Raw genomic sequence first — 20,336 nt, forward strand, 5'->3', positions numbered from 1 at the left:
CTTTATCATTGGCTTATCACCGAAAACGGCGGCAGCTTGCGAGTTGCCTTTGATAGCGAGAGGCGCGTGACGCGACCTCGCCAGACACTCTGACCAACCAGGCTTTGTTTTTATATGTGCCGCGGGAATAACCTGTGTGACCTTCGTGGTAGGCCAAATACTGATTACGTGCGTCGTGCAGGGAGATGCCATTCCGATCGCGCGTTTGATTCATGTACCATCCCATAAAATCAGTGGCGTCAAAAATATCATCGCGATCCGCGCTCCAACGACCGGTTGCTTTTTGATAGCCCTTCCATGTCGCGTCCAACGCTTGAGCATAGCCATAGGCGCTGCTTTGGCGGCCCATTGGCAAGACACCCAATACATATTTGTGCGGTGTGCGAGCATTGGCGATGAATTTGCTCTCTTGGTAAATTGTCGCCATTTGAACGTGGGCAGGAACGCCCCAGCGACGTTCAGTTGCCTTAAATGCACGGGCGAACTTTGGACGCTGGCTGAGAATGGAGCACGCGTCATCTAAATTTCTAGGCGCCGAATTATCCCCTCCGCCGCAAGCTGCGACCAAGACTAGAAGGATTAGGGCGCGAAAGTGTCTGCTCATTGGCCTCTCGCTTTTTGTTTGAATTCTTTTTTTAAATTATACCCTGATCTGTGAAAATTTGAAATCACAATCCAGAGGTGAGGGGTTTACACAGCAAGCTTTTGCTAAGGCGATTGATTTTCACTGTTACAGTCAAGTTCACAGACTGTTTCCCAGAATGTGGCCCCAAAAAATGGACAAATAACCCTTGAACGCAGTACGCTCCAACGGTAGGGGCTGCAATCTATGAACACGACGCGCGCAAAATATTACCTTGGCCAAGTGGTCCGCCACCGCAAGCATCCGTTTCGTGGTGTTGTCTTTGATGTGGACCCGGAATTCTCAAATACCGAAGAATGGTATGATGCGATTCCCGAGGAAAGCCGCCCGGTTAAGGACCAGCCATTTTATCATCTTTTGGCTGAGAATGACCAAAGCTACTATGTGGCCTACGTCTCCGAACAAAACCTGATCGCTGACTACTCAGGCGAGCCTGTCGATCATCCAGACATCAGTGACCTGTTTGGCCCGTTCGAAGACGGCAGCTATCCTCTGCACTTCAATATGAATTGATGCGCGGGGCTTAGTAGCCCAACGCACATCCATCTTTGCGCGGATCAGACGCGCCTTCGAACACGCCACTTTCATGCATCAGAACTGCCTGCGCGCCACCAATCGGTGTTTCGGGCATGGTGATTTTGTGGCCAAGGTCCGCGAGCTGTTGAACAACGTCAGGCGTATATCCTTTTTCGACAGCAAGCATGCCCTTTTCCGCGAAAGAACGCGGTGCATCTATTGCGGTTTGCGGGTCCATTCCGAAATCCAGCAAGTTGGTGATCAGACGCGCGTGTCCCGTTGATTGATACTGACCGCCCATTACGCCAAAGGGCATGATGGGTTTGCCCTTTTGCGCCAGAATGCCTGGAATGATGGTGTGCATTGGCCGCTTGCCACCGGCGAGTTCATTGGGATGCCCTGCATCGAGCGTAAAGCCAGCACCGCGGTTCTGGAAAAGAATACCGTATTTATCTGTAGCGATCCCGGACCCGAATGTGTGGAAAATCGAATAGATCAAAGAAACCGACATGCCGTCGCGATCAACAACGGTGATGTAAACGGTGTCTTTGTGGACTGATTCCGAAAGGCTGGTTGCCGACGGCATCGCGCGCTTTGGATCAATCAGCGCCGCTAGGTTGCGCGCCGTATCCATTGAAAGCATGTAGTTTTGTCGAGACATATGATCAGGATCGGCCATAAATCGGTTGCGCGTATCATAGGCCAATTTCGTAGCCTCGGCTTCTATATGCGCCCGCTCTGCTCCGAACGGATCCATTTCTGCGATGTCAAACTGGGCCAGAATGTTGAGCAATAAAATTGCCGTTGCACCTTGGCCGTTGGGCGGATGCTCGAACAATTCGTGATCATGGTATTCGCCGTGGATCGGCCGCGTTTCGTCGGCCCGCGCATTCGCAAAATCATCTGCCGTGTGAAGACCGCCCAGTGCATTCAATGTGCTAAGCATGTCTTCCATAACGTCGCCAGCATAGAACCCGTCGCGACCAAGTCTCGCGACCTTGCGTAACACTTCGGCTTGACCAGGCGCGCGGAATAGCTCTCCGGTAACGAAAGGCTTATCGCCCTTTAAATAGTAATTGCGCGCGGCGGCGCCTTGCAATGCATCAGCACCAGATTGCCAATCAAACGCAACGCGTGGTGCGACGGGAATGCCGTCTTCTGCATAGCGAATGGCTGGTTCAAGCAGCGCGTCCAAACCTAACCGGCCCCAGCGGTCAGACAATTGGCAAAAGGCATCTATCGCAGCAGGAATCGTAACGGCAGCTGGGCTGTTCAATGGCACGGTACTGTGACCCTGTGCACGCAACGCATTTGCTGTCGCAGCAGCGGGTGCTTTCCCCGAACCGTTCATTGCATGAATGTCGTCTGTTCCTGCTGGCGAAAAGAGAACAAAACAGTCACCGCCAATTCCTGTCATTTGTGGCTCACAAATGCCAAGAACAAGGGCACCAGCGATCGCGGCATCCATTGCTGTGCCGCCACGCTTTAATAGATCAATCGCAACTTGTGCGGCCAATGGGTGAGAGGTTGCACACATGCCATTTTGCGCGAACACAGCTGATCGACCGGGTTTGTGAAAGTCTCGCATAGTGCCCCCCAATTAATGCGATTTGAGAAAACCTATGCGTGAATTGATGATTTGCCAAATACTCTATGAGGGTTTGATCCTAGAAATCGTAAATCTTACGTGATTTATCGAGCCATTTCTTTGATACCGCAGATCATTTGCAAGCGTATGAACGAGCGACCAACCCCAACCACCCTCTGGTAAGCTGCATCTAGGACCATGGGTTTCTGGTGGAATACCCTCTGGTAAGCGTCCCAAGGGCATTTCTAAACCGTTGTCTTTGATGTGAAACGACAACTCATTTTTTTTGATTTCACAGCTTAACTCAAACCAACCGGAGCCTTCAATCAGTGCGTGCTCTACAATGTTATTGAGCACTTCGGTCACGACTATTTCGATTGATGACAGTGTGACATCATCCACGGCTCTCTGCTTGAGGGTAGCGCGAACGTGCTCCATCGCATCGCGGACGCTAAACAACGTAGCGTCATTTTTAGAGCGGTAAAACACTCGTTCCTCCAACGGTGCTCCGGCGCGATTGCGCATTTTACACCCCCCGGGCTGTTGAGCGCTTAAGCATCAATGGCCTCATCCAGCGATGCGTGAATTGTAAAGATCGTGTCCATGCGCGTCAGGTGGAATACTTTTTCGACGGCACCTGTAAGGCCGGATAACTCAAAGGATCGTTCGGAGTCCAACTGCTTCATTGATCCCACAATTGCCCCTAAGCCACTGGAATCGACAAACTTTACGTTGATCATATTAAGGACGACGCGCGGTGATGGCAGTTCTGTCGCTTGGCGAATGGCCTCCTTGAATTGCAAAGCAACCGCGGCGTCTATCCGTTCGTCCAGTACGGTGACGACAAGGGTTTCCCCAAGAATTTCTTTGGATAACTGCATATGAGCGCCTCTGGTTTCGGGTTGAGCCGCTACGCTAAACTGAGAATCTTACTATTCTCTAACCTTGATCCGTAGAAATACGGTCATCTTTCAAACTTGTTTCACGGTGTGTACATCTTGGAGCATCAATGATCGGTTTTGGATTTAAAACCGATGCAAGAAAAACAAAGGGAAGAGTACTATGAAATCCGTTGTAATTGCTGGTGCAGCTCGGACGCCAATGGGCGGATTCCAAGGAGACTTTGACGGTATCGAAGCCGTCACTCTTGGCGGTGTCGCAATTCGTGCTGCTTTAAAAGACGCTGGAACTGAAACGGCTGATGAAGTGTTGATGGGCTGTGTTCTACCAGCCGGCCAAGGGCAGGCACCCGCGCGGCAAGCCGGTTTTGCTGGAGGGCTTGGCGAAGAGGTCCCAGCCACCACGCTGAATAAAATGTGTGGCTCGGGCATGAAAGCAGCCATGATGAGCTTTGATCAAATCGCGCTGGGTCATGCTGATGTATTGATCGCTGGTGGCATGGAAAGCATGAGCAACGCGCCATATCTGTTGCCCAAGATGCGTGGCGGAGCACGCATTGGTCATCAGCAAGTTGTCGATCATATGTTCCTTGATGGCCTCGAAGATGCCTATGACAAGGGTCGTCTGATGGGTACTTTTGCCGAAGATTGTGCAGAGGCATTTCAATTTACCCGCGAGGCGCAGGATGAGTACGCGCTGAAATCACTGTCTAATGCATTAGAGGCCGAAGCGACTGGCGCATTTGACGGTGAAATTTTCCCAGTGACGGTAAATACGCGCAAAGGTGAACTGACCTTTTCAAAAGACGAACAGCCTTCAAAAGCGCGCCCTGAAAAAATCCCGCAGCTTAAACCCGCATTCCGCAAGGATGGCACAGTAACGGCCGCAAACTCATCCTCGATTTCAGATGGCGCAGCTGCGCTTGTCGTTGCAAGCGAAGATGCAGCAAAAGAGCGTGGATTGAAAATTCGCGCCCGGATTATGGGGCATGCTTCACATGCACATGCGCCTTCATTGTTTCCTACAGCGCCGGTTCCAGCGGCCCAAAAACTTTTGAAGTCTTTGGGATGGTCAACGGAAGATGTTGATTTATGGGAAGTGAACGAAGCCTTTGCCGTTGTTCCAATGGCGTTCATGCATGAAATGGGTCTTTCGCGTGACAAAGTGAATGTGAACGGTGGGGCCTGTGCGCTAGGTCACCCAATCGGGGCGTCAGGCGCTCGGATCATTGTGACGCTGTTGAATGCACTAGAGAAACGTGGCCTAAAACGTGGTGTGGCCGCGATTTGCATCGGTGGTGGCGAAGGCACGGCAATAGCGATAGAATTGGCCTAAGCGGATGGAATTGACCTTCGGGGCGATTGGCGACAATAAGCAATTGTCCTGAAGGAGAAGTCCATGCGCGTTAACTACTCTGATCTGTCGAACACTGTTCTAGCTCTGACATCTGGTGAAACGGATGTGATTTCTTTGATGGCGACGATAGCGTGCGAAGTGCATCACTCTGATGATCGCTTTGACTGGACGGGGTTTTATCGCGTTGTTGCGCCTGCGTTGCTTAAAATTGGCCCGTATCAGGGTGGGCATGGCTGCCTTGTTATCCCTTTTACTCGCGGAGTTTGTGGCGCTGCGGCACGCACGCGTGAGGTGCAATTGGTTGCTGACGTTGATGCGTTCGAGGGTCACATCGCTTGCTCCACAACAACAAAGTCCGAAGTCGTCATTCCAGTCGTGAATGGCAATGGGGATCTGTTGGGCGTCTTTGATATTGATAGCAATCAGCCCAAAGCGTTTACTCAAGAAGATGCAGATAAATTGTCAGCGATTCTGGCTGATGCATTTCGAGACGCTTCGGCTGTGTTTTAATTCCGACCACTGTTTTTCGGCAAATGTCGTGATTGCGCCAATCTCTGATTGATTTGCGCAGCTGTGCCTTGGCGTGTGAAAAAATGCTTTGAAATTTCACTGACTCAGTTCAGTATGAAATAAATTAGCATTTTTTCACGGAGAGCGAGATGCTTCATACATCACCATCGCAGCCGAAAACGCTTGGGGCCGATCTGCGAGCACTACGCAAAGCGCGCGGGCTAACTCTTGCAGACACCGCGGCGCTGCTGGAGCGCTCGGTTGGGTGGCTTAGCCAAGTAGAACGTGACAAGTCCGAACCGTCGATCTCTGACCTTCGCAATATCGCGCAATGTTTGGGTGTACCTCTTTCGATGCTGTTTGGTCACGATAGTGTGCCCGCAATTGAGCAAGGCTACATCGTTCGGTCAGCCACCCGTCGTCCCATGGGGTCAAATGATGAAGGGTTGATAGAAGAGCTTCTGTCCCCTGACCTAACCGACGACTTTGAGATGGTTCATTCAACGTTTCAGCCACATTCGCGTCTGCGCAATCTGATCTCACGGCCAACGCAAGAGGTGGGTTACCTGATGTCAGGATCTTTGGATCTAACGATAGGCAATCGGACTTTCACCGCGACCAAAGGCGATAGTTTTCGAATTAGAGGAGAGTCCTACCGTTGGGCCAATCCTTATGACGAACCGGCTGTCGCAATCTGGGTGATTGCTCCGCCGGTGTACTAACTCGCTGATCCCCGGAAACGCATAATCGTTGAGGTAAGCGCGACGATTTCAAACTGACGACAGTCTCGATCTATTCAAAATAGGGTACCGAAAATGGCAAACTTTCCGACAACTGCGCGCGTGGTCATCATTGGTGGCGGTGCTATCGGTGTTTCGACGTTGTACCATCTCGCCAAATCCGGCTGGACCGATTGCGTGCTGCTTGAAAAGAACGAACTCACGGCCGGATCAACCTGGCACGCCGCAGGGAACTGCCCGAACTTTTCAGCATCTTGGGCCGTGATGAATATGCAGCGGTATTCGTTGGAGATGTATCGCACCTTAGCGGATGATGTCGATTATCCAATGAACTACCACGTGACCGGCGCATTGCGATTGGGCCATACCAAAGAGCGTATGCAAGAGTTTGAGCGCGTGGCATCAATGGCACGGCACCAAGGGCTTGAGATGGATATGCTCAGTCCAACAGAGGCCCTAGAATACTATCCCTTTATGGAGACGCACGACCTACAGGGCGTACTTTGGGATCCGTTAGACGGTGACATTGACCCAGCTCAGTTGACCCAAGCGATGGCCAAAGGCGCGCGTTCGCTCGGAGCAAACATTCAACGCTTCTGTCCTGCGACTGGTGTCAGCCGTGAAGACGACGAATGGATCGTTCACACAGATAAGGGTGATATAAGATGTGAGTTCGTGGTGAACTGCGGCGGGTATTACGCCAAGCGGATTGGTGAATGGTTTAAACCATTCGGCGGGCGCGATGTTCCAATGACTGTGATGTCTCATCAGTATTTTTTGACAGAAGAAATTCCGGAAATTGAAGAGTGGACAAAGGAGTCTGGACGAAAGCTACCGATGATCCGCGACGTTGATAGCTCATACTACCTGCGCCAAGATAAACACGGGTTAAACCTTGGCCCCTACGAACGAAATTGTAAGGCGCACTGGATAACGTCTCAAGATCCGATGCCCGAAGACTTTTCGTTCCAACTGTTCCCAGACGATCTTGATCGACTGGAATGGTACATCGAAGACGCGATGGAACGGGTTCCGGTGCTGGGAACACAAGGCGTTGGGCGCGTGATCAATGGGCCAATCCCTTATGCACCTGACGGTCTGCCTTTGATGGGTCCAATGCCCGGTGTGAAAAACGCATTCGAAGCGCATAGCTTTACTTTTGGCATCGTTCAGGCTGGTGGCGCAGGAAAAGTGATGGCGGAATGGATCACCGAAGGTGAAACCGAATGGGACATGTGGGCAGTGGACAGTCGCCGCTACACCGAACATGCGGATTTCGATTTTAGTTTGAACAAGGCATTGGAAACCTACGGCCATGAATACGCGATGCATTTCCCACATCACGAATGGCCAGCGGCGCGGGATAAAAAGCTCTCGGAAAATCACGAACGCCTCTTGGCAGATGGCGCTCAGATGGGGGCATACAACGGATGGGAACGCGCGAATTGGTTCGCCAAGCCCGGGGACGATGTAACTGAAGTTGCGACAGAAACCTGGGATCGAAACGGCCCATGGGCCATTCGGGTGAAAGAAGAAGTTGAAGCCGTACGTGACGGCGTCGGTGTGATCGACATGTGCGGTTTTTCTCGGTTTGAATTGTCTGGCGCTGGCGCGGCTGAATGGTTGCGTTCGCAAGTCGCAGGAGCGTTGCCGAAATCCGGCCGTATGAACCTCGTGTATTTTACCGATACCAAAGGTCGGATCGTGACCGAGATGTCCTGTATCCGCCATGGCGAAGATCAGTTTGTATTGATGACAGCTGCTGTTGCGCAATGGCACGACTATGAACTTCTATGGCGCAGCTTGCCTGATGGCCTCTCTCTAGTGGACCGTTCCAAAGATCAAACGACGATGCTGGTTACCGGCCCAAAGTCGCGCGAGCTGTTTGCGGCCATCTCGGATGCCGATTTATCTATGGGTTGGTTAACGCATCAGCACACGCAAATCGCAGGATGCGAATGTGCCTTGGCGCGGGTGTCGTTCGCCGGGGAACTTGGTTGGGAAGTGCATTGCGATACACATCATGCGAAAGCGATCTATGAGGCAATACGCAACGCTGGCGCGACGCCATTCGGTATGTACGCGCTAGATTCCATGCGGATTGAAAAAGGGTATCGCACATGGAAAGGCGACTTATCGTCGGATTATACCATGCTGCAAGCAGGTCTAGGTCGGTTCGTGAAGTTGGAAAAACCGCAGGAGTTTTCTGGCAAAGTAGCATTGATAAATGAGACAAAAACAGGCTCTAATAAGGCCTTTGTTACACTTATCGTAGAGGCCGGTGATTCAGACGCGCCCTATATGTCGTCAATCTGGAAGGATGGCGAAATTGTTGGGGAAACCACTTCTGGCAACTTTGGATACCGCGTGAACAAATCTATCGCGCTGGCAATTGTGCGTGCTGACTTGGCGATCGAAGGCACCAAGCTAGACGTTGAGATTTTTGGTCAAAAGTTTCCGGCTATTGTGCAAAAGGATGGTCCGCTCTGGGATCCAGATAACAGCCGCATCCGCGCATGACAGCGCCGCGTGACATCATACGTTTCGACATCATTATCGCCGACGGCTTTGTACTAACAGAGCTGGCGGCAGTGACAGACACCTTGCGTCTTGCCAATCGCGTCAGCGCGGTGCCACCATTTTCGTGGGAATACGTATCTATCAAAGGCGGCCTTAAATCATCGAGTAGCGATGCTTTTGTAACGACCCACCCTATACAGGACCGGCCAGATGCCGATTACATGTTCGCCTTGGGCAACTCGGATCAGGACTGTCCCGACTTGGCGTTGCAGAGTGTGATTGCAAAATACCTGCACCGCCATGCAAACGTGTATTTATTGGCAGAGGCAGCAAGCCGTTACATCAAAGACAGCGACTCTGATTTGTTAGTGCGCACCACCCATTGGGAAAACTCAGAGCTTATGAGTGAGCGCGGTAAACACGTCCACACGTCGAATTCTATTGCCGCACAAGATGGAAAGCTCGTGACCTGTGCCGGGATGGGTGCAACAGTAGATGTGATGCTGTCAGTGATTGGTGCCCACGTGCCCCAAGCGACGAAGTTGGCTGTGGCCAATATTCTGTTGCATGACACAATCCGGGACTTTGCAACGTCCCAGCCTTTTTTAGGTGCTAAGGGCGCAGGGACGGGTGATCAGGAGTTAGATCATTGCATTGAAATCATGCAAGCTAATATTGAAGACCCTCTACCAATTGGCGAGTTGGTGGGTGTTTTAAATGTATCGAACCGTTCGCTCGAACGGAAGTTTCAGACGATGCTAAACACTACCCCCAACCGATTTTACCGTGAATTGCGACTAACGAAGGCAAACAACTTGCTTTTGAATACGACGCTAAGTGTACGCGATGTCGGTTTGGCCTGCGGCTTCAGTAATGGATTTTCCGGCCTGTACAAAAGCTACTATGGGATCACGCCCTTTGCATTGCGCAAGCAACGACGCGCCGCGCAATCTTGATGTGATTTCCGTCAGATTTGTCGCATTTCACACATTTTTATTTCGAACCTTGTGACAAGTTACGCGGGTGATCAAAAGGGGACCAGCTATGAACGACATTCCAACTAAGGCCCGCGTGGTGATTATCGGCGGCGGTGTGATCGGTTGTTCCGTAGCCTATCATCTGGCCAAGAAAGGTTGGAAAGACATTGTCTTGCTTGAACGTAAACAGCTTACTTCTGGTACAACGTGGCATGCCGCTGGCCTGATCGCTCAACTACGCGCGACCAAAAATATGACCAAGCTCGCGAAGTATTCGCAGGAGCTTTATGGTGAATTAGAGTCTGAAACAGGCGTTTCGACAGGGTTTAAGCGCTGTGGCTCCATCACCGTTGCACTGACAGAAGAACGCAAAGAAGAGATTTACCGTCAAGCTGCAATGGCGCGCGCATTTGGCGTTGAGGTCGAAGAGATTTCGAATGAACGTGTTCAGGAACTGTATCCCCATCTCAACTTAGATGGCGTGAAGGGGGCGGTGTATTTACGCAAAGACGGTCAAGGTGATCCTGCCAATATCGCTTTAGCCTTGGCAAAAGGTGCCCGGCTGAACGGTGCTTTGATCAAAGAGCGCATTAAGGTGACCGGGCTACGCAAAGAAGACCGTAAAGTTGTTGGCGTGGACTGGCAATCAGACGATGGTTCGCAAACGGGTCACATCGCTTGTGACATGGTGGTGAACTGCGCGGGCATGTGGGGCCAAGAGGTTGGTAAAATGGCGGGCGCAAACGTGCCGCTTCAAGCCTGCGAACACTTTTACATAGTAACCGAAAACATCGAGGGGCTTACACAACTACCGGTTCTGCGGGTTCCAGATGAATATGCCTATTACAAAGAAGATGCGGGCAAAATCTTGTTGGGCGCCTTTGAGCCCGTCGCCAAACCTTGGGCGATGGATGGCATTCCAGAAGACTTTGAATTTGACCAGCTCCAAGAGGATTTCGATCATTTCGAACCTATCCTAGAAATGGCGGTGGATCGTGTTCCACTACTGGCAGAAGCAGGCATTCATACATTTTTCAATGGCCCAGAATCCTTTACACCTGATGATGCCTACCATCTGGGCCTTGCGCCAGAGTTGGATAATTTTTGGGTCGCGGCAGGTTTTAACTCTATCGGTATTCAATCTGCGGGCGGTGCGGGGATGGCCTTGGCCGAGTGGATGGATGGCGGCGAAAAGCCATTCGACTTAGGTGATGTCGATATTTCGCGGATGCAACCCTTTCAGGGGAACAAGCGATACCTTTTCGAGAGGTCGAAGGAAACGCTTGGTCTGTTGTTCAAAGATCATTTCCCGTTCAAGCAAAAAGAAACGGCGCGCGGTGTGCGACGCTCTCCTCTGCATCACCACCTGTTAGAGCGTGGCGCTGTCATGGGCGAGTTTGCGGGTTGGGAACGCGCCAATTGGATTGCGAAACCGGGGCAGTCTCGCGAATACGAATACACTTGGAAACGCCAGAATTGGTTTGAAAATTCTGCCAATGAACATCGGGCCGTGCGTGAAAATGTGGGCCTGTATGACATGAGTTCTTTCGGCAAAATCCGGGTCGAGGGCCCGGATGCCGAGGCGTTCATGAACTATATCGGCGGCGGGAACTTTTCCGTCGCGAATGGTAAAATCACTTACACGCAGTTTCTTAATCGCAATGGCGGTATCGAGGCGGATGTAACGGTGACACGGCTGTCTGAAACGACCTACTTGGTCGTCACACCTGCCGCGACATGCCTAGCAGACCATACGTGGATGCGTCGCCATGTGGGTGAGTTCCGCGTAGTCATAACTGATGTCACTGCTGGCGAGGCTGTGATGGCTGTCATGGGTCCAAATGCGCGGGCCTTGTTGCAGAAAGTGTCGCCTAACGACTTCTCAAATGAAGTGAACCCTTTCGGCACAGCCCAAGAGATTGAGATAGGCATGGGCCTCGCCCGTGCGCATCGGGTCACTTATGTCGGGGAACTGGGTTGGGAGATTTATGCATCTTCTGACATGGCAGGCCACGTCTTTGAAACCTTGTGGGAAGCTGGCCAAGATATGGACCTACAGCTGTGCGGCCTGCACATGATGGATAGTCTGCGGATCGAGAAGGGCTATCGCCACTTTGGGCATGACATCACTTGCGAGGATCACGTGATCGACGCCGGCTTAGGCTTTGCTGTCAAAACAGATAAGCCAGATTTCATCGGTAAAGAGGCTGTGCTGAAGCGTAAGGAAACCGGTCCGCAAAACCGATTGCTGCAATTCCGACTGACTGATCCAGAGCCGCTGCTATATCACAACGAACCAATTCTCAGAGACGGCGAAATTGTCGGATTCCTGTCGTCTGGTGCCTATGGGCATACACTCGGCGGCGCTATGGGGCTTGGGTATGTGCCCTGTTCTGGGGAAAGCGCCACCGAGGTTTTGGCCTCGACCTATGAGATTGACGTTATGGGGATGCGGATCAAAGCAGAGGCGTCAATTCGCCCGATGTATGATCCCACGTCGTCTCGGGTCAAAGCCTAACCACGCATGGGACCTTCGGGGCGGTAACGATCCATGACGCTATCTAGCATGTCATTGGTGATGGTCGGGTTTTCGGCCTGAAGGCACGGCAAAAGGACCGCTTTGTTCATTCTCTGGCGCTCGCCACTAGGCGCGTGATTGCGTGCGGGCTGCACGTCACTAAAGCAAGTGACAAAGACCTGTTCGGGAATGTTCAGGTCCGCCGCAATTTTGTCGGTTGGCCGTTCTCCACGCTGCAAGGTTTCGGATGTTGCAACAGTCGCCAAAGACAGGCCGCCGAATAGGATGATTGCGGTGTAAGGAATTAACTTCATTTTGCTCGCTCCGTTTGTGTTTCAAAAGGTAATACGAAGCCATCACAAGTTTCCGTCGCAGCTATCACGAAAAATCATGATTTCGCGTGCTGTTAGTTATGCAAAGTCTCTGACATATATGGCTCAACAGGAGGCATATTTGATGGTCCAAACGTCACCAAAATTGGTAGAGTTAGATACACCGCGTGGGTTGATGTTCGCAATCACGGCCTATGTTTCATGGGGCTTTCTGCCGCTGTACATGAAGGTGCTATCGCATGTGCCAGCTGCAGAAGTCGTCGCGCATCGGGTGATTTGGTCTATTCCAGTTGCTGGCGCTGTTTTGATCGTATTGCGCAGAACGCAGGCCCTACAAGAAGCGTTTCGAAATCCACGCATGTTGATGATGGCGTGCCTTACCGCGAGCTTAGTGTCGATCAATTCGGGCACTTATGTGTATACCATCGCCAATGATCGCGCAGCGGATGCAGCGTTGGGATATTACATTAACCCGTTATTCTCGATGTTTCTTGGAATAGTCCTGTTGGGCGAGCGTCCGACACGGGCACAAATGGTGTCAATCGGATTGGCTGCAATCGCAGTTGTCGTGCTGATCGTTGAGTCACCTAGCCCACCTTGGGTTCCTTTGATTTTGACGGGGAGTTGGGGGTTCTATGCGTATTTCAAGAAATCACTACCAATCGGACCAAACCAAGGTTTCTTACTAGAATTACTCATCCTCTCCGTACCAGCCGCCGCATATCTGGCTTACCTTTCCGGCACAGGTCAAAACAGCTTTACGAATTCACCATCGAACGCGTGGCTATTGATCGGCTGCGGCGTGGTCACAGCGATCCCGCTTATGATTTACGCGAACGGAGCCAAACTGATCCGCCTATCAACCGCAGGCATTCTTCAATACATCGCACCAAGTTTGATTTTTCTCATTGCGATCTTTGTCTTTGACGAAAAGCTTGATCATAGCCGCATGATTGCGTTTCCGATGATTTGGCTGGCCTTGGTCATCTACTCAGTCTCAATGTTTCGAGAGATGCGAAAGCGCTAAGCTTGTTCTAATCGGTGCAAATCGCTATGCCCGCCTTATGAGCCAGATCACCCCATACGACCCTCCGCAGGACCCGCTTGAGATATTGCACGAAGACAGTGACATCATTGTCTTGAACAAGCCCTCTGGCTTGCTCTCTGTGCCTGGACGGGGCGACCATATGGCGGACTGTTTGCTCAGTCGTGTTCAGGCAGCTTTTCCCGATGCATTATTAGTGCATCGCTTGGACCGTGATACCTCGGGCATCATTGTTTTTGCAATGACGCCTCATGCCCAACGCAATCTGTCGATGCAGTTTGAAAAGCGGACGACTAAAAAGACCTATGTGGCACGCGTAAATGGAACTGTGGCCGAGAAAACCGGTACAGTCGATTTTCCACTGATTGTGGATTGGCCAAACCGCCCCCTGCAAAAGGTCTGCCACGAAACCGGCAAGGCGGCCGTTACAGACTGGCGCGTTTTGCGCTATGATGACGGCGAGACGCGCGTTCGCCTAACGCCAAAAACGGGCCGCAGCCACCAGCTACGTGTTCACATGCTCGCATTGGGCCATGTGATGCTAGGTGATCCCCTTTATGCCACCGGGGAAGCCCTGAACCATCCTCGGTTGATGCTGCACTCAGAAGAGCTGCGCATCAAGCACCCGGAAAGCGGTAAGGGCATCAGCTTTCGGGCCAAAGCGCCGTTTTGAACAATGCGTTTGCAAAAGCGCACCTTGACCTTACGCGCAATGGCGTCAATCTGTGGCGTATAACGAAGATGGCTTGCCATATTGGAGGATTACATGGGTATTCGCATTAACGACGTTGTTCCAGATTTTACCGCAGAGACAGATCAGGGCACAATTTCATTCCACGATTGGATCGGCGACAGCTGGGCGATTTTGTTCTCACACCCAAAAGATTTTACACCAGTTTGCACCACCGAATTTTCTGCGGTTGCTCAATTGGCAGACGAATGGGCCGCACGTGGCACCAAAGTGATTGGTGTCTCTGTAGATGGTGTCGAAGAGCATAAGGGTTGGAAGAAAGATATCGAATCCTATGGCAATGCTCCGGCACAATTTCCAATTATCGCTGACGGCGGTCTAGAGGTCTCTAAGCTATTCGACATGCTCCCAGCCGAAGCGTACCTGCCTGATGGTCGAACACCAGCGGACAGTGCCACAGTGCGTTCCGTATTCATTATTGGACCGGACAAGCAACTCAAGCTGTCGATGACTTACCCAATGACAGTAGGCCGGAACTTCGCCGAAATCCTACGCGCGCTGGACGGCTTGCAAATGTCAGGCAAAGGCGTCGCAACACCAGCCAATTGGGTTCCGGGCGAAGACGTGATCATTCCACCAACCGTCAGCAACGAAGACGCAAAGGCAAAGTTTGGCGAGTTCGAAACGATCTTTCCTTACCTGCGTAAGACTAAAGCGCCTGAGTGATATGTCTTTTGAAGTGGGAGCAACGTTTTGCTCCCATTTATTTGGGGTTCGTTCTCTTTTGATTTATCTTTGCTATTTTAGAACAACTTAAACCGTTTTTTCTTGGGGGTTTGAGACAAAATTTCTACATAGCGGGCGTAGTCATGTGAGCCTTTGATGACGCCTTTCGAAACTTCGACGAATAGTGAGATAGCCTCGCTGCGACGCGCTTCAAAAAGGTGGAAAAACTCATCATCTCCATAAAAGGTTCCCACGCCAAAGATCCCTTGGTCCGCTAATCCCCATTTTGGATGAATCGCGAATTTCGGAAAAACCATTTGCACGGGGATGTTGGATACAACCGCCATGTTTGTCAGTATCTGTGCAACATCAACGACTTTGTTTTTGATGAGCTCCGGAGACCCGAATTCGCGGTACATGTTGCTGGAAACTGCCATAAACATGGGCCCCGCATAAAGCTTCGACTTGTCGATATGATTTGCAACCTGAGCGAGCCCAGCAAGGGCTCCCTGCTGAGCTTTGGAAGCCATATCGTTATAGGCCTCAAAAGACAGTGGAAACGCATCAATGTCGGCAATCATCACGACTTCATCAGGCTTTGCTTCTCGCATAACATGGGTAATCCATTCACCGTGATTGCGACTATCATCTTTCCATTGTTTTAATGGGACGCCGAAATGTTCAAAGACATCTGCCTGAGCTTTGAGCATTTCAGGCGCAATATTAGAGCGATAGTAGCTATGTACGACAGGTGTCATTGAAGTACCTTTTGTTAATCAAATCAGATTTAGAATGCAGCTTAGTTGCGTACATTTTGTGCGAAATCTTTGGAAAGCCTGCATTTCATGATGCCTTGGACAGCTTCGCAATTTGTTGGCGGTATTTGGCGCGTTTCCACACTCGTCCTAGCTCTGAACGTAAAGAGCGCTTGGACTGGATCGTAGAGCCACCTGTTTCAAGCGCCGCGCTCGCGATATGTGTTGGCCAGACGGCGTGGTTGTCGATGCCAGTTTCCCAGCGCATTTGAAGCCAGGCGTCGATTGCGCGGTCGATCTTCTCAGAGCGCGCTAGTAGCTGGGCCGCAGCATCTCGACCAATCACATACATGCCGGTAGACAGCCCTATGATTTCAGGGCGGAAGATGGTGCCTTTACCCGTAGATTTCAGTAAAGCTGGAACTTCACGGTCTTTCAGAGGAAAGCGAATAAAACTAAACTCATCTGCCGCGCAGAGAACTGCCTCTAAGGTTTCTTCAAACCCAGGCAGTAGAGCAATATCATCTTCGACAACGACCGAGACAGTTGCGGAGCTTGAGCCGATTTGTTGCCAGACTTTCCTATGTGACAGGAAGCATCCTAATTCAGAAGGTGTTACCCCAAACGGGTAACGTGGTTCGTATAAGGCTTCTGTAATAATGGACTGACGTTCGTTTTCAGGCATTTCGCGCCCATCTACTGCGTCTAGAACTTTAGCGTTGGGTAGCTTTTCTGCAAGCTTTTGCACGAGGTTTGCGCGCTCTGTGCTTCTCGGGAGGTGAATAATATAAGTTTCAATCATCGCCGTATCTTCCCCTCCCGATCTTTGAGGCTGCTTGTAACAAACCTAAGTCTCAAAACAATCGTCTAAACTAACCAAGCACAGGGTAAAAAGAGAAGCCCCGAATTTCTCCGGAGCTTCTGTTCGCAAGAGAGACCTTAGTCGTCTGCTTTTTCTTCTGGCTTCATCTCTTCACCAGTTTCCTGATCGATCATTTTCATCGACAGGCGAACTTTACCGCGATCGTCAAAGCCTAGTAGCTTAACTTTTACTTCCTGACCTTCTTTCAGAACATCAGATGGGTGGTTCAAGCGGCGGTTTTCGATTTGGGACACGTGGACCAAGCCATCGCGCTTACCAAAGAAGTTCACGAATGCACCGAAGTCGACGATTTTGACGACTTTACCAGTGTAGATCGCGCCTTCTTCTGGCTCTGCGACGATGGAGTGGATCATGTCGTAGGCTTTCTTGATCGAGTCACCATTTGGCGATGCAATCTTGATGACGCCTTCGTCATTGATGTCCACTTTCGCGCCAGACACTTCAACGATTTCACGAATAACCTTACCGCCAGAACCGATAACTTCACGGATCTTGTCAGTTGGAATGTTCATGGTCTCGATGCGAGGTGCGTGAACAGAGAAGTCAGATGCGCCGGACAATGCTTTGTTCATCTCTTCCAAGATGTGCAAACGGCCTTCTTTCGCCTGTGCGAGCGCTTTTTCCATGATCTCAGGAGTGATGCCTGCAACCTTGATGTCCATCTGCAAAGAGGTGATGCCGTTTTCGGTACCAGCCACTTTGAAGTCCATGTCACCTAGGTGATCTTCGTCACCCAAGATGTCAGTCAGGATTGCATAGTCGCCATCGTCTTCCAGGATCAAGCCCATCGCAACGCCAGCAACGGCTGATTTCAATGGTACACCTGCGTCCATCATGGACAAGGAACCACCACAAACGGATGCCATCGAGGATGAACCGTTGGATTCAGTGATCTCTGAAACAACACGCACAGTGTAAGGGAAGTCGGTTGCCGCTGGCAAAACTGCCTGAAGCGCACGCCATGCCAGTTTACCGTGACCGATTTCACGACGACCTGGGCCACCCACACGACCAACTTCACCAACAGAGTATGGAGGGAAGTTATAGTGCAGCATAAAGTTGCTGCGGAAGTTACCGTGCAATGCATCGATGATTTGCTCGTCGTCGCCTGTGCCCAAAGTGGTCACAACCAAGCCCTGAGTTTCACCGCGTGTGAACAGCGCAGAGCCGTGTGTACGTGGCAAGAAACCAGTTTCCGCAGAGATCGCACGAACAGTGTCAGTTGCACGGCCGTCGATACGCTTACCAGTTTTAACAACGTCACCGCGTAGGATGCTTGCTTCTAGCTTTTTCAATGCAGAACCTAGGTTCGCATCGTCTAGCTGCTCTTCGGTCAATGCGGCTTTGATCGCTTCACGCGCTGCAGAAACCGCAGTGGTACGCTCTTGCTTGTCTGTCAAAGCAAAGGCTGCACGCATTTGTGTTTCGCCAGCTGCTTTTACAGCTTCGTACAAGTCAGCGTAATCAGGTGCTACGAAATCAAACGGCTCTTTTGCTGTTTCTTCGGCCAGATCAATGATCAGATCGATAACAGGCTGGATCGCTTCGTGTGCAAACTTAACTGCACCTAGCATTTCTGCTTCGGTCAGTTCGTATGCTTCGGATTCAACCATCATGACGGCATCTTTGGTACCAGCTACAACTAGATCAAGGCGTTGATCAGGGTTGTTGCGTAGGTCCTGCATGTCGTCGACTTGTGGGTTCAGAACGTATTCGCCAGCTTCAAAACCAACACGAGCAGCCGCGATTGGGCCCATGAATGGCGCGCCAGAAATGGTCAGAGCCGCAGATGCTGCGATCATCGCAACCATGTCTGGGTCGTTAACCAAGTCGTGCGACAGAACTGTACACATGACGAGAACTTCGTTTTTGAAGCCATCCACGAACAGCGGACGGATCGGACGGTCGATCAGGCGTGCTGTCAGTGTTTCTTTTTCTGTTGGGCGCGCTTCGCGCTTAAAGAAGCCGCCTGGTACTTTACCAGCAGCATAGTATTTTTCTTGGTAGTGAACGGTCAGCGGAAAGAAATCCTGACCTGGTTTTTGTGCCTTTGCAAAGGTCACGTTGGCCATAACACGTGTTTCGCCCAAAGTAGCGATAACCGTACCATCAGCCTGACGGGCAACTTTACCCGTTTCCAGTGTCAGCGTCTCTTCGCCCCACTGCATGGATTTTTTAACTTCGTTAAACATCATCGTATCCTAAGTAGGAGCGCTCCCGGCCCTCCGGGTCTCCCGTTTACATAGCGGCCCCATTGCCGCCGACCCCAATTTATCTTGCTTTGAAGTGCCGGGGTCCAGGCACAACGTCTCAGATGCCTCTGGCCATATAGGAAAACGCGCCCTGTGGAAAGAATAGAAATCACTCGCCAGAACGGTCCATTTCAAACAAAAGGCGCCCAAACAGGGGCGCCTTTTTCTAACGTATTAACGCTGGATCAATCTGCGTCCAAAAGCTCGCTTCTGAACAAGGCCCCAGCCGCCACGGCGCCTATGATAGGGGCGACGATAAACAACCAAAGCTGCGACAGTGCTGTTCCGCCCACGAAAAGCGCGGGGCCGAATGAACGCGCTGGGTTTACGGAAACGCCTGTGATGTTGATCCCGACTAAATGGATCACGACCAAGGCGATGCCAATTGCTAAGCCTGCAATGGCTGTTGGCGCTTTTTCTCCGGTGGCGCCAAGGATCACGACCATGAACAGAAATGTAGCAACCACTTCAAAAATGAATGCTGCACTCATGCTGTATTCACCTAAGTATCCGGCGCCCCAGCCATTTTGGCCCAAGCCATTTTCGGCCACAGAATAATCGGCTTTGCCACTGGCGATGATCATTAGAACCAATGCTGCAACTGTTGCACCGGCAACTTGGGCAATGATGTAGCGGATCGCTTCACCCATATTCATGCGGCCTGCGGCAACTGCGCCCAGAGTTACTGCTGGGTTAATGTGGCAGCCAGAAACGGGGCCAATTCCATAGGCCATACCGATCAAGGCAAAGCCAAAGGCAAAGCTGATGCCTGTTAGGCCAATATCTGCACCCGCGATAACGGCTGCGCCGCAACCAAACAGAACCAGCGTAAACGTCCCAATAAACTCTGCGATTTCTTTATTCATCATCGTCCCTCCACTTATGAGCTTTGAGCTAGGCTAACGAGCCTAAGGGCCTGCGACATAGGGGAATGTCGGGAAGTGGACGTCAGAAATGAAAAACGCCCGCTCAAAGGAGCGGGCGTTTCGGCCAGTAAAGTTGGCAATTCTTAGCGGCGCAAACCGAGGCGTTGGATCAGATCCTGGTAACGCTTTTCTTCTTTGCCCTTCAGGTAGTCCAGCAGCTTACGGCGCTGAGCAACCATTTTCAAAAGACCACGGCGGCCGTGGTTGTCTTTTTTGTGGGATTTGAAGTGATCGGTCAGAGTCGCGATACGTGAGGAAAGGATGGCAACCTGTACTTCAGGTGAACCAGTGTCACCTTCTTTGGTGCCGAATTCTTTCATTACGCGTGCTTTTTCTTCTGCAGTAATCGACATCGGGGTCTCCTTGTTCAAAAGGGTTAGGGGCGCAAGCCGGGATGTCGTCCAGCAGGGTCCACGGAGATATGCCTGTGATTCCACAGACAGATGGGGCGTATAGGC

20 protein-coding genes are annotated in these 20,336 nt (G+C 51.3%); 10 read left to right on the forward strand and 10 right to left on the reverse strand.

Annotated elements, in window-relative coordinates:
• Positions 1-16: 16 nt before the first annotated feature.
• Positions 17-604 carry a transglycosylase SLT domain-containing protein gene (locus tag Q4544_RS14540; RefSeq protein WP_303507469.1) on the reverse strand — a complete coding sequence of 196 codons (588 nt, stop codon included), beginning with the start codon at positions 602-604 and terminating at the stop codon, positions 17-19.
• Between the two features lie 225 nt (positions 605-829).
• Between Q4544_RS14540 and hspQ the strand changes: the two genes are divergently transcribed.
• Positions 830-1,156, forward strand: coding sequence for a heat shock protein HspQ (hspQ, locus tag Q4544_RS14545; RefSeq protein WP_303507471.1), 327 nt, complete (start codon positions 830-832; stop codon positions 1,154-1,156).
• Between the two features lie 10 nt (positions 1,157-1,166).
• On the opposite strand, the gene ggt is transcribed toward hspQ, so the two are convergent.
• From ggt to Q4544_RS14560, 3 genes are all read right to left on the reverse strand, one after another.
• Complete coding sequence (ggt, locus tag Q4544_RS14550; protein ID WP_303507472.1) at positions 1,167-2,747, reverse strand: gamma-glutamyltransferase; 1,581 nt, start codon at positions 2,745-2,747, stop codon at positions 1,167-1,169.
• 63 nt (positions 2,748-2,810) lie between these two features.
• Complete coding sequence (locus Q4544_RS14555; RefSeq protein ID WP_303507474.1) at positions 2,811-3,272, reverse strand: ATP-binding protein; 462 nt, start codon at positions 3,270-3,272, stop codon at positions 2,811-2,813.
• 26 nt (positions 3,273-3,298) lie between these two features.
• On the reverse strand, positions 3,299-3,628 hold the full coding sequence (locus Q4544_RS14560) for an STAS domain-containing protein (RefSeq protein WP_303507476.1): 330 nt from the start codon (positions 3,626-3,628) through the stop codon (positions 3,299-3,301).
• A 181-nt stretch (positions 3,629-3,809) separates the two neighbouring features.
• Here Q4544_RS14560 and Q4544_RS14565 point away from each other — a divergent pair, with 181 nt between their 5' ends.
• From Q4544_RS14565 to Q4544_RS14590, 6 genes are all read left to right on the forward strand, one after another.
• The gene (locus Q4544_RS14565; protein WP_303507478.1) at positions 3,810-4,982 is read left to right on the forward strand and encodes an acetyl-CoA C-acyltransferase; all 1,173 of its coding nucleotides are present in this window, start codon (positions 3,810-3,812) and stop codon (positions 4,980-4,982) included.
• Positions 4,983-5,045: 63 nt separating this feature from the next.
• The gene (locus Q4544_RS14570; RefSeq protein WP_303507480.1) at positions 5,046-5,513 is read left to right on the forward strand and encodes a GAF domain-containing protein; all 468 of its coding nucleotides are present in this window, start codon (positions 5,046-5,048) and stop codon (positions 5,511-5,513) included.
• Positions 5,514-5,662: 149 nt separating this feature from the next.
• Entirely contained in the window at positions 5,663-6,235 is a 573-nt protein-coding gene (locus Q4544_RS14575; protein ID WP_303507482.1) for a helix-turn-helix domain-containing protein, read from the forward strand.
• Between the two features lie 93 nt (positions 6,236-6,328).
• Positions 6,329-8,773 (forward strand): FAD-dependent oxidoreductase, encoded by a 2,445-nt coding sequence (locus Q4544_RS14580; RefSeq protein ID WP_303507483.1) that lies wholly within the window; start codon positions 6,329-6,331, stop codon positions 8,771-8,773.
• Positions 8,770-9,729, forward strand: a complete 960-nt coding sequence (locus Q4544_RS14585; protein ID WP_303507485.1) for a GlxA family transcriptional regulator — start codon at positions 8,770-8,772, stop codon at positions 9,727-9,729. Before Q4544_RS14580 ends, Q4544_RS14585 begins: the two co-directional genes overlap by 4 nt.
• Positions 9,730-9,817: 88 nt before the next feature.
• A complete protein-coding gene (locus Q4544_RS14590) occupies positions 9,818-12,268 on the forward strand; it encodes an FAD-dependent oxidoreductase (RefSeq protein ID WP_303507487.1) in 2,451 nt (816 codons plus the stop codon).
• On the opposite strand, the gene Q4544_RS14595 is transcribed toward Q4544_RS14590, so the two are convergent.
• On the reverse strand, positions 12,265-12,582 hold the full coding sequence (locus Q4544_RS14595) for a hypothetical protein (protein ID WP_303507489.1): 318 nt from the start codon (positions 12,580-12,582) through the stop codon (positions 12,265-12,267). The two genes, Q4544_RS14590 and Q4544_RS14595, sit on opposite strands and share 4 nt — an antisense overlap.
• Before the next feature lie 142 nt (positions 12,583-12,724).
• Between Q4544_RS14595 and rarD the strand changes: the two genes are divergently transcribed.
• The 3 genes from rarD (at position 12,725) to Q4544_RS14610 (ending at position 15,062) form a co-directional block, all read left to right on the forward strand.
• Positions 12,725-13,627 (forward strand): EamA family transporter RarD, encoded by a 903-nt coding sequence (gene rarD, locus Q4544_RS14600; protein WP_303507490.1) that lies wholly within the window; start codon positions 12,725-12,727, stop codon positions 13,625-13,627.
• A gap of 37 nt (positions 13,628-13,664) precedes the next feature.
• On the forward strand, positions 13,665-14,318 hold the full coding sequence (locus Q4544_RS14605; RefSeq protein WP_303507491.1) for an RluA family pseudouridine synthase: 654 nt from the start codon (positions 13,665-13,667) through the stop codon (positions 14,316-14,318).
• Positions 14,319-14,411: 93 nt separating this feature from the next.
• A complete protein-coding gene (locus Q4544_RS14610) occupies positions 14,412-15,062 on the forward strand; it encodes a peroxiredoxin (RefSeq protein ID WP_303507493.1) in 651 nt (216 codons plus the stop codon).
• A 77-nt stretch (positions 15,063-15,139) separates the two neighbouring features.
• Here Q4544_RS14610 and Q4544_RS14615 read toward each other — a convergent pair whose 3' ends face one another.
• The 5 genes from Q4544_RS14615 to rpsO all read right to left on the reverse strand — a co-directional run bounded on the left by Q4544_RS14615 (position 15,140) and on the right by rpsO (position 20,231).
• Entirely contained in the window at positions 15,140-15,820 is a 681-nt protein-coding gene (locus tag Q4544_RS14615; protein WP_303507495.1) for a hypothetical protein, read from the reverse strand.
• A gap of 85 nt (positions 15,821-15,905) precedes the next feature.
• Complete coding sequence (locus tag Q4544_RS14620) at positions 15,906-16,619, reverse strand: glycosyltransferase family 25 protein (RefSeq protein ID WP_303507497.1); 714 nt, start codon at positions 16,617-16,619, stop codon at positions 15,906-15,908.
• Positions 16,620-16,756: 137 nt separating this feature from the next.
• Positions 16,757-18,892, reverse strand: a complete 2,136-nt coding sequence (gene pnp / locus Q4544_RS14625) for a polyribonucleotide nucleotidyltransferase (RefSeq protein ID WP_303507499.1) — start codon at positions 18,890-18,892, stop codon at positions 16,757-16,759.
• 245 nt (positions 18,893-19,137) lie between these two features.
• Positions 19,138-19,821 (reverse strand): aquaporin Z, encoded by a 684-nt coding sequence (aqpZ, locus tag Q4544_RS14630; RefSeq protein WP_303507501.1) that lies wholly within the window; start codon positions 19,819-19,821, stop codon positions 19,138-19,140.
• Positions 19,822-19,961: 140 nt separating this feature from the next.
• A complete protein-coding gene (rpsO, locus tag Q4544_RS14635; protein WP_303507503.1) occupies positions 19,962-20,231 on the reverse strand; it encodes a 30S ribosomal protein S15 in 270 nt (89 codons plus the stop codon).
• Positions 20,232-20,336 lie beyond the last annotated feature (105 nt).

Origin of the sequence: Cognatishimia sp. 1_MG-2023 (genome assembly GCF_030548175.1) — a bacterium.
Lineage (GTDB): Bacteria > Pseudomonadota > Alphaproteobacteria > Rhodobacterales > Rhodobacteraceae > Cognatishimia.